This is a genomic window from Xaviernesmea oryzae, from assembly GCF_900109605.1.
In the GTDB taxonomy this organism is placed as follows: Bacteria; Pseudomonadota; Alphaproteobacteria; order Rhizobiales; family Rhizobiaceae; genus Xaviernesmea; species Xaviernesmea oryzae.
The window spans coordinates 1-2,737 of the sequence record NZ_FOAM01000043.1; the positions used below are offsets into that span (position 1 = coordinate 1).

The following is a 2,737-nucleotide window of genomic DNA, read 5'->3' on the forward strand; positions in this document are numbered from 1 at the left end:
TTTTCTTGCGCTTAGCAGACCTGGCAGCGACCGACTCTCCCGCGTCTTGAGACGAAGTACCATTGGCGCTGGGGCGTTTCACGGCCGTGTTCGGAATGGGAACGGGTGCGGCCACCCCGCCGTAACCACCAGGTCGGCTAAGGGCAAGAATGGAGAAGCTGGTGCGCTGATGCGCTTTTTGGGAACACGTCTTTTGGTTTGTTTTCTTTCTGGGCTTCCGGCCGCAGGCCGCAAGCGCAGAGCGCGTCGCCAATCGTTTGGCGCGCCGTCCGTGAGCCGCAGGCTCGCAGAGCCGACAGCGTGAGGACAAAGAAACATGCGCATAAGCAATGGGAACGATCAAGGTCTATCGAACGATTAGTAAGGCTAAGCTTCATGCGTTGCCGCACGTCCACACGCCTCCTATCAACGTGGTCGTCTTCCACGGTTCTCGAGGGAATACTCGTTTTCAGGGGGGTTTCCCGCTTAGATGCCTTCAGCGGTTATCCCGTCCATATATAGCTACCCTGCTATGCCCTTGGCAGGACAACAGGTCCACCAGAGATATGTCCATCCCGGTCCTCTCGTACTAGGGACAGATCCTGTCAATATTCCTACACCCACGGCAGATAGGGACCGAACTGTCTCACGACGTTCTGAACCCAGCTCACGTACCGCTTTAATTGGCGAACAGCCAAACCCTTGGGACCTGCTCCAGCCCCAGGATGCGATGAGCCGACATCGAGGTGCCAAACAACCCCGTCGATATGGACTCTTGGGGGTCATCAGCCTGTTATCCCCGGCGTACCTTTTATCCGTTGAGCGATGGCCCTTCCACGCGGGACCACCGGATCACTATGACCGACTTTCGTCTCTGCTCGACTTGTCAGTCTCGCAGTCAGGCGGGCTTATGCCATTGCACTCGACGAGCGATTTCCGACCGCTCTGAGCCCACCATCGCGCGCCTCCGTTACTCTTTCGGAGGCGACCGCCCCAGTCAAACTACCCACCATACACTGTCCCGGACCCGGATGACGGGCCGCGGTTAGACATCCATGACGATAAGGGTGGTATTTCAAGGATGGCTCCACAAGAACTGGCGTCCCTGCTTCAAAGCCTACCACCTATCCTACACATGCCGACACGAATGCCAGTGTAAAGCTATAGTAAAGGTGCACGGGGTCTTTCCGTCTGACCGCAGGAACCCCGCATCTTCACGGGGAATTCAATTTCACTGAGTCTGCGTTGGAGACAGCGGGGAAGTCGTTACGCCATTCGTGCAGGTCGGAACTTACCCGACAAGGAATTTCGCTACCTTAGGACCGTTATAGTTACGGCCGCCGTTTACTGGGGCTTCGATTCAAAGCTTGCACCTCTCCTCTTAACCTTCCAGCACCGGGCAGGCGTCAGACCCTATACGTCGTCTTACAGACTTCGCAGAGCCCTGTGTTTTTGATAAACAGTCGCTACCCCCTGGTCTGTGCCACCCCAAAACACTTGCGTGCCATGGGGTCACGCTTCTTCCGAAGTTACGCGTGCAATTTGCCGAGTTCCTTCAACGCAGTTCTCTCAAGCGCCTTGGTATGCTCTACCTGACCACCTGTGTCGGTTTCGGGTACGGTCTGTACGGCGGGGCTCTTTCCTGGAACCGGTTCCCTGCAAAGACAATCCAATAAGCCTTTACAAGTTGCCCGATCCGTCACTTCCCGCCAGGCCCACGAATATTCACGTGGTTCCCATCGACTACGCGTGTCCGCCTCGTCTTAGGGGCCGGCTAACCCTGCTCAGATTAACTTTAAGCAGGAACCCTTGGTCTTTCGGCGAGGGGGTCTCTCACCCCCTTTATCGTTACTCATGTCAACATTCGCACTTCCGATACCTCCAGAAGCCCTCACGGGTCTTCCTTCACAGGCTTACGGAACGCTCCGCTACCACTCCCCAGTTAAGAGGAATCCTCAGCTTCGGTGCATGGCTTTAGCCCCGTTACATTTTCGGCGCAAAACCCCTTATTTAGACCAGTGAGCTGTTACGCTTTCTTTAAATGATGGCTGCTTCTAAGCCAACATCCTGGTTGTTTTGGGAGTCTCACATCCTTTCCCACTTAGCCATGACTTGGGGACCTTAGATGGAGGTCAGGGTTGTTGCCCTCTTCACGACGGACGTTAGCACCCGCCGTGTGTCTGCCGACTAGTACTCCCCGGTATTCGCAGTTTGGTTAGGATCAGTAAGACGGTGAGTCCCCATAGCCCATCCAGTGCTCTACCCCCGGGGGTATTCGGTCGACGCTCTACCTAAATAGATTTCGCGGAGAACCAGCTATCTCCGAGTTTGATTGGCCTTTCACCCCTAGCCACAAGTCATCCCAATCTATTGCAACAGATGCGGGTTCGGTCCTCCAGTTGGTGTTACCCAACCTTCAACCTGCTCATGGCTAGATCACTCGGTTTCGGGTCTAATGCAACATACTCAAACGCCCTCTTCAGACTCGCTTTCGCTGCGCCTCCGCCTACCGGCTTAAGCTTGCATGTTACACTAAGTCGTTGACCCATTATACAAAAGGTACGCCGTCACCAATTATGGCTCCGACTGCTTGTAGGCATCCGGTTTCAGGTTCTCTTTCACTCCCCTTGTCGGGGTGCTTTTCACCTTTCCCTCACGGTACTTGTTCGCTATCGGTCATGCACGAGTACTTAGGCTTGGAGAGTGGTCTCCCCATGTTCAGACAGGGTTTCACGTGCCCCGCCCTACTCAAGGACGA

Annotated in this window: 2 rRNA genes; both read right to left on the reverse strand. The window is 55.1% G+C overall.

What is annotated here, in order from left to right:
* Window positions 1-18: 18 nt before the first annotated feature.
* Window positions 19-133, reverse strand: a 5S ribosomal RNA gene (rrf, locus tag BMX61_RS24090).
* A 203-nt stretch (window positions 134-336) separates the two neighbouring features.
* Window positions 337-2,737: ribosomal RNA gene (locus BMX61_RS24095) — 23S ribosomal RNA — on the reverse strand; the annotation flags it as partial.